General features: G+C 48.5%; 7 protein-coding genes. All 7 read right to left on the reverse strand.

All coding sequences use genetic code 11. The annotated features are described in order from the left end of the window. Positions 1-99 precede the first annotated feature (99 nt). Positions 100-819, reverse strand: a complete 720-nt coding sequence (rsmG, locus tag PDUR_RS26775; RefSeq protein WP_042208917.1) for a 16S rRNA (guanine(527)-N(7))-methyltransferase RsmG — start codon at positions 817-819, stop codon at positions 100-102. Between the two features lie 9 nt (positions 820-828). Next, positions 829-2,715, reverse strand: a complete 1,887-nt coding sequence (mnmG, locus tag PDUR_RS26780) for a tRNA uridine-5-carboxymethylaminomethyl(34) synthesis enzyme MnmG (protein ID WP_042208918.1) — start codon at positions 2,713-2,715, stop codon at positions 829-831. A 47-nt stretch (positions 2,716-2,762) separates the two neighbouring features. Beyond that, the gene (gene mnmE / locus PDUR_RS26785) at positions 2,763-4,139 is read right to left on the reverse strand and encodes a tRNA uridine-5-carboxymethylaminomethyl(34) synthesis GTPase MnmE (protein WP_042208919.1); all 1,377 of its coding nucleotides are present in this window, start codon (positions 4,137-4,139) and stop codon (positions 2,763-2,765) included. Positions 4,140-4,239: 100 nt separating this feature from the next. Continuing rightward, positions 4,240-4,974, reverse strand: a complete 735-nt coding sequence (gene jag / locus PDUR_RS26790) for an RNA-binding cell elongation regulator Jag/EloR (protein ID WP_042208920.1) — start codon at positions 4,972-4,974, stop codon at positions 4,240-4,242. Then, complete coding sequence (locus PDUR_RS26795; protein ID WP_042208921.1) at positions 4,971-5,804, reverse strand: YidC/Oxa1 family membrane protein insertase; 834 nt, start codon at positions 5,802-5,804, stop codon at positions 4,971-4,973. Before PDUR_RS26795 ends, jag begins: the two co-directional genes overlap by 4 nt. Before the next feature lie 85 nt (positions 5,805-5,889). Continuing rightward, positions 5,890-6,240 carry a ribonuclease P protein component gene (rnpA, locus tag PDUR_RS26800; protein WP_042208922.1) on the reverse strand — a complete coding sequence of 117 codons (351 nt, stop codon included), beginning with the start codon at positions 6,238-6,240 and terminating at the stop codon, positions 5,890-5,892. A gap of 276 nt (positions 6,241-6,516) precedes the next feature. After that, positions 6,517-6,651 carry a 50S ribosomal protein L34 gene (rpmH, locus tag PDUR_RS26805; protein WP_025337168.1) on the reverse strand — a complete coding sequence of 45 codons (135 nt, stop codon included), beginning with the start codon at positions 6,649-6,651 and terminating at the stop codon, positions 6,517-6,519. Positions 6,652-7,228 lie beyond the last annotated feature (577 nt).

Consider the following 7,228-nt stretch of genomic DNA (forward strand, 5'->3'; position numbering starts at 1 on the left):
GTTTAAACACTCTGCTAACAATTATATTAAGCCGCCTCCCGTGCGGAAGACGGCCTTTGATTGCCAAACCTCTGTTTCTAAATGTTTCACGTGAAACATTTAGAGAAGAGGAGTTTTAGCAGGTATACCTGCTTTACGTGGATATTTAACCGGTGTAGTGCCGGTCTTGCGGATAATAACAATATGTCTGGCTGAATCCTCAACAGGCAAACTGAACGATTCTACCTTTTCCAATTGACCACGCAGTTCTTTAAGACTGAACTTGGACTCGCTTATTTCCTCCGTAGGATCACTGCCTTTCATGGCGGCGAAAATACCGTCCTTACGTACAAAAGGCAAACAAAACTCATTCAGCAAAGCCATCCTTGCAACCGCGCGCGCTGTAACCAAGTCATATTGATCCCGATGCGAAGCCTGTCTTGCAATGTCCTCTGCCCGGCCATGAATCAGCTCCACCCCTTCCAGCTTAAGCTCGTCACAGACATGCTGGAGAAAAGAAATGCGCTTGCTAAGTGAGTCAACAATGGTCAGCTTTATATGAGGAAATGCAATTTTAAGCGGGATGCCTGGGAACCCTGCTCCGGAGCCAATATCGGCCATCCGTTCAACTGCAGTCATATCTACAAAAAAGGCAAGTGACAGGGAGTCATAAAAATGTTTAGTATATACCTGTTCACGTTCGGTAATGCCTGTGAGATTCATTTTTTCATTCCAGCTAATAAGCTCCCGGTAATAACTCTCAAACTGATCCAGCTTAGAGGAAATTGAGATCCCCTGCTCTTCCAGCCGCCGAGCAAACTGATCTTGAACTGTATCCATAACGGTCTCTTATCCTTTCGCTGCGGTCACCCGGTTATAGTGTTCCAAATGAACTAGCAGGATAGAGATATCAGCCGGTGTCACGCCGGAGATGCGGGATGCCTGACCGATGGAAATCGGACGAATCTTGGCCAGCTTTTGCCGGGCTTCGATGGCCAACCCATGAATATCGCTGTAATCGATGTCATCAGGAAGCTTTTTTTGCTCCATCTTTTGCAGCCGCTCCACATGCTGAAGCTGCTTCTCGATGTAACCGGCATACTTGATTTGAATTTCAACCTGCTCCTTCATTTCCTCATCCAATAGGACCGGCGGCGGAGAAATCCGCTCTACAAATGAATAATCCACTTCCGGCCGGCGCATCAAGATAAGCAGATTGCTGCCGTCGACAATCGGTGCAGATCCTTTTTCTTCCAATGTGGAATTTACTTCGGACGGCTTCACCTTTGTACCCTGCATTCTTTGGATTTCCTGTTCCACCTTCTGCTTCTTATCCATAAAAGCCGCATAACGTTCTTCAGAAATCAAACCGATTTCATAACCAATCGGGGTTAGACGAAGATCGGCATTGTCGTGACGAAGCAGCAGCCGGTACTCTGCCCGGGAAGTAAGCAGACGGTAGGGCTCATTCGTACCCTTGGTCACAAGATCGTCAATCAGCACGCCGATATAGCCCTGGGACCGGTCCAAAATAACCGGTTCTTTCCCCTGCGCCTTGCGGGCAGCATTAATGCCGGCCATCACTCCCTGTCCCGCTGCCTCCTCATACCCGGAAGTACCGTTGATCTGTCCAGCCGTGAACAGACCAGGCAGGCGCTTCGTTTCCAGGCTCGGCCACAGTTGGGTAGGCACCATCGCGTCATATTCAATGGCGTATCCGTTGCGCATCATTTCAACCTTTTCCAGCCCAGGAATCGAGCGCAGAATGGAGAGTTGGACATCTTCAGGCAAGCTGGTAGACAGGCCTTGAACATAATATTCAGCAGTGTTTTTTCCTTCCGGTTCAAGAAATATTTGGTGTTTCGGCTTGTCGCTGAAACGAACTACCTTGTCCTCGATAGAAGGGCAATAACGCGGTCCCGTTCCTTCAATAATGCCGGTAAACATCGGAGCGCGATGCAGATTGCTATTAATAATCGCATGGGTATCCTCCGACGTATAGGTCAGCCAGCAGGGAAGCTGCTCGTTGTCCGACGATTTCGTCTCGTAGGAGAAGAATTTCGGATGCTCATCACCCGGCTGGATTTCCGTCTTGGAGAAGTCAATCGTATCCTTGTGCACACGCGGCGGAGTGCCGGTCTTGAAACGCACCAGTTCAAAGCCCAGCTCACGCAGGTGCTCCGAGAGCTTAACCGAAGGCTGTTGATTATTCGGACCGCTCTCGTAAGTGGTCTCGCCCATAATTACCTTACCCCGCAGATAAGTGCCCGTAGTCAAAATGACGGTTTTACTGCGGTAAATCGTTCCCGTCTTGGTTATCACACCTGCGCAAACACCGTTCTCTACAACGAGCCGTTCTACCATTCCCTGACGCAGCGTCAAATTCGGCGTCTTTTCCATCGTTTCTTTCATTGTATGCTGGTACAGAAACTTATCGGCCTGAGCGCGCAGCGCGTGAACAGCCGGTCCCTTTCCGGTATTAAGCATACGTAGCTGGATGAAAGTCTTATCAATATTGCGGCCCATTTCACCGCCAAGAGCATCGATTTCACGGACGACATGACCTTTGGCCGGTCCACCGATCGACGGGTTGCAGGGCATGAACGCAATCATATCCAAATTGATCGTCACCATTAAGGTAGTGCAGCCCATGCGGGCGGCGGCCAGGGCGGCTTCGCAGCCTGCATGCCCCGCGCCGATGACGATCACGTCATAGCTTCCTCCTTCATAACTCATTACATTTCCTCCTTTATATTAAAAACGGCTCTCTAGCGCCGTATGTCTTATTTTCCTAAGCAAAACTGCGAAAAAATTTGGTCCAGCAGCGAATCAGCCGCCGTATCGCCGACAATCTCTCCAAGCTGTTCCCAGGCAAGCCGGACGTCAATCTGGATCATGTCGATTGGAATCAGCTGTTCCGCTGCTTCGTATGCATCTTGAAGCGACTTATGCGATTTTTTTAACAGCGCGATATGACGCACATTGCTGACATAGGTCAAATCGCCGGACTCCAGCTTGCCTCCGAAGAAGAGTTCGGAAATGGCCTCCTCCAGCCGGTCAAGGCCCTTCTCTTCCAGCACGGACATTGAAACGATAGCAGATTCATCGAAATGCTGCAGCAGCACACTTTTGTCCAATTTCGACGGTAAGTCCATTTTATTCATGATACATAAAACTTGTCTACCGTGGATTTGTTCCATTAAAGTTAATTCATCCTCATGCAGAGGCTCACTGGCATTCAGCACAAGCAGAATAAGATCGGACTCACTGACGGCAGCTTTGGAACGTTCTACCCCAATTTTTTCCACAACATCCATAGTTTCACGGATACCAGCCGTATCCAGCAGCTTAAGCGGAATGTTGTTTATCGTGACGAATTCTTCGATGACATCCCGGGTCGTTCCGGGAATATCCGTCACAATCGCTTTATTTTCTCGGGCCAGCGCATTAAGCAGCGACGATTTTCCGACATTAGGAAGGCCGACAATAGCAGTCGTAATCCCTTCGCGCAGAATTTTTCCTTGAGTCGCTGTCTTAAGCAGCTGGTCAATCCCTGCCATTACTTCACTGCTCTTGTCTTTGACATATTCCGCCGTCAGCAGTTCAACATCATGCTCGGGATAGTCGATATTGACCTCAATATGAGCGAGCAGCTCCAGCAGACTTTGTCTAAGATCCCCGATCCGCTGCGACAATGAACCTCCCACCTGCTTCAGAGCAACGGAAAAAGCGCGATCGGACTTTGAGCGAATGAGGTCAATTACCGCCTCAGCCTGGGACAGATCGATTCGGCCTCCGAGAAATGCCCGCTTGGTAAATTCTCCGGGCTCCGCCAGGCGGATCTGCTGCTGAAGCAGTATATCCATCACTCTGCGCACCGAGATGACACCCCCATGCGTACTGATCTCCACAACATTTTCAGTCGTAAAAGAACGCGGGGCCCTCATGACAGTGACGAGTACTTCTTCCATAATTTCGCCATTGCCAGGACTTACGATATGTCCATAGTGAACGGTGTGACTCTCTGCTTCCGTCAGTGGAATCCGGCTTCGGAACAAAGGTGCTACCTGAGTGATGCTGTCCGGTCCGCTTACCCGGATAATTGCGATTCCTCCCTCGCCGACTGCCGTCGAAACAGCGGCGATTGTATCACTAAACATGTCTACCTTCACCTTTCCTCATCAAATAATCAAGCACCAAATATTCGTTAAAAAAACAATGACCCCTTACAGTGTCAAGGAGTCATTGCGGCTATAGTCTCTACTTCAATGTAATAACGACACGGCGATTCGGCTCTTCGCCCTTGCTGTAGGTGTTCACCTGGCGGTGATCCTGAAGTCTGGAATGGATAATCTTCCGCTCTTGCGACGGCATGGGCTCCAGCACAACTTCCTTGCGGGTACGAACGACCCTGCCTGCCAGACGGTCTGCCAGATCCTCAAGCGTCTTCTTGCGCCGTTGACGGAAATTCTCCGCATCCAGCACAAGACGGATAAAGCTGTCGGAATAACGATTGGCAACGATATTGGCCAAATATTGCAATGCATCGAGAGTTTGTCCTCTTCTGCCAATCAGCAGCCCCAAATCCGGACCGGAGATTTGCAGTGTGTCGGCATCCTTGGAGTGAATGACTTCCACATCTACGTGAAGTCCCATACTCCGGGCGACATCCACTATAAAACGAATGGCCTCCTGATAAGCTTCCTCTACCGGTTTTTCGGAATCCTGGCGGGGTGCGCCCCCGATCGCCTCTCTTGTCGTCTCTGTTTCGTTCTGCTGAGGCAGTGATGGAGCACTCGCCGCTGATACCGGTGCAGGTTCAGGAAGCAAGGTCAGTTCCACCTTCGCGTCCTTCGCACCGATTAATCCCAGGAATCCTCTTGACGGCTGTTCAAGCACGGTGACCGTAACCTTGTCCTTTTCGGCTGCCAACTGGGCAAGTCCGCGCTTTACAGCTTCTTCAATGGTTTTCCCTGTCGCGACGACTTTGTTCATTTGGACTTTTTGGCCTCCTTCAACTTCGCCTTACCACCGCTGTCAGAATCAACGGCTGCCGTTTGGGGAGTGCTATTTCCCCGGTAAAGAAAATAATTCTGACCGATGGTATACAGGTTGCTGAATACCCAGTAAAGCGGCAGTGCGGACGGGAAGTTGTAAGACATAATAAAGATTAAAACCGGATAAACCATCAGCATGAACTGCATAGGGCCCTGCTGCTGCATCGGATTCATCGACGACATCATTTTGGTCTGCAAATATGTCGTTATCGCGGCAAGCGCCGGCAGGATGAACAAATGGTCGGGCTTTCCGAGCTGCAGCCAAAGGAACGAATGCTCCCGCAGATGGGGATTGTAATAAATCGAGTTGTAAAGAGCGATAAAGATCGGCATTTGTACGATCAGCGGCAGACAGCCCGCCATTGGATTGACTTTGTTCTCCTGGAAGAGCCGCATTGTTTCCTGCTGGACTTTTTGGGGATTGTCTTTATATTTTTTCTGAATTTTTTGAAGCTCAGGCTGAATGGCCTGCATAGCCCGTGAGCTCTTAATCTGCTTCATCGTCAGGGGTAAGATAAGCGTACGGACGATAATTACCATTGCAAGGACGGCCAGCGCATATTCTCCGTTAAACCATCTCGCAAATAATTCCAGCGCCTCGGCAAAATAAAAAACAACATTTTTTTCCCAAAAGTTCCCGTTCTTCAAATCCTCTGTTGTATGCGTAACCGTGGCCGATTGACCGCACCCAGACAAAACAGCCATCATTAGAACCAATCCGGTGATGAGGAGAAACCATTTTCCTCGTCTAGTCTTCAATAGAGACACTTCATAACCCCTCTCTTAAACATTCCATTGCACCGTAAATCATACCATAATTATGAAGACAAATAAACAAGCCCAGCCGTCCCATCTATTTGCGCGAAGCCTTGAGCAGCTTGGCTTTGCGCAGCACATGCAGCACGCTTTTTTCAAGCTCCGCATAGCTCATGTCCAGAGCTCCTTTTCTAACGATGAATACCATATCCAGCCCGCCGGCGATCTCGGCTTCGTGGTGACGTACGATCTCTTTCACGAGTCTTCTCATCCGGTTGCGGACAACGGCGTTCCCAACCTTTTTGCTGACCGATACACCGACCCGGAACCGCTCCAACTGCTTTCGGTTGAACCAGTACACCACAAACTGATGATTCGCAAACGACTTCCCATGTCTGTATACGCGGCTGAAATCGGCGCGGTTTCGTAAACGCAAGCTTTTATGCACGGGAATCTCCTTGTTTCAAAGACCTTAAAGGGTCTTCAAAATTTTTCTTCTTATTATTATAGTCACCTGAGGACTTCATTAAACGAGGCAGGCAGCAGCCTTAAAGCGCCATCCCTAACGCAGGCAGCCGGTTATTTCCCCTCTTATGCAAGAAGAAACGGCTAAGCTCCCAGTAAGGAACACTACCCGTTTCCCCAGACATATAAGAGGATAAGCGCGATGCTTATCCTCTTATATGTAAAAAAAGACCACCGTAGTGGTCTTACCTAACCTGACTTACGCACTCAGAACTTTTCTGCCTTTCAGACGGCGGGCAGCCAGCACTTTGCGGCCATTTTTCGTGCTCATTCTTGCGCGAAACCCGTGCACCTTCTTGCGCTTGCTTACATTCGGTTTGAACGTCGGTCTCATGTATTGCACCTCCCTTGCAGGAACTTAATGGACTGTCTATAAACGGCTTGGCCGTCCCAGGTAGGACAGTATCTACAAGATCATCATTTTCATTTGTCTGAGAAGACACCTCACAGAAAACACCTTTATATATTAAAACATAAATCGGAACTAAAAGTCAACCGAAAACCTCCTCCCTCTTTTCCCTCTCCTAATTAACGTTTATCCACAGCTACCAAGGCAAATTTAATAATCCACAATTCCTCAAAGTTATCCACTTATGCCCAACAAGCGCCAAAAAATCCTTGTCGCATGGACAACCTGTGTATAAAAAAATAAATGATTGCCGGATCATGTCGAATGCTAAACAAATTATCAACAATATGTAGTATTGTGGCTATTAATTATACACAAGTGGTTGAATTTGTGGATAATATCCGTGGGTTCATTGAAAATCAAGGGGAGTTTTGCTATGATGGTATTACTTTTGATTGTGAATAGATTTGAATGTCCTCCATATTATCAACAAGCTGTGGATAAAGTTGTGAACAATTCAAGTTTATCCATATTTTTTTGTCTTCTCTTCCTGCGTATTGGG

The organism is Paenibacillus durus (assembly GCF_000756615.1).
Taxonomy (GTDB): Bacteria; Bacillota; Bacilli; order Paenibacillales; family Paenibacillaceae; genus Paenibacillus_AQ; species Paenibacillus_AQ durus.

Excerpts from the sequence above, each read along its gene's own strand:
- rsmG (WP_042208917.1), bottom strand. The coding sequence starts at position 819 with ATGGATACAGTTCAAGATCAGTTTGCTCGGCGGCTGGAAGAGCAGGGG.
- mnmG (WP_042208918.1), bottom strand. The coding sequence starts at position 2,715 with ATGAGTTATGAAGGAGGAAGCTATGACGTGATCGTCATCGGCGCGGGG.
- mnmE (WP_042208919.1), bottom strand. The coding sequence starts at position 4,139 with ATGTTTAGTGATACAATCGCCGCTGTTTCGACGGCAGTCGGCGAGGGA.
- jag (WP_042208920.1), bottom strand. The coding sequence starts at position 4,974 with ATGAACAAAGTCGTCGCGACAGGGAAAACCATTGAAGAAGCTGTAAAG.
- rpmH (WP_025337168.1), bottom strand. The coding sequence starts at position 6,651 with ATGAGACCGACGTTCAAACCGAATGTAAGCAAGCGCAAGAAGGTGCAC.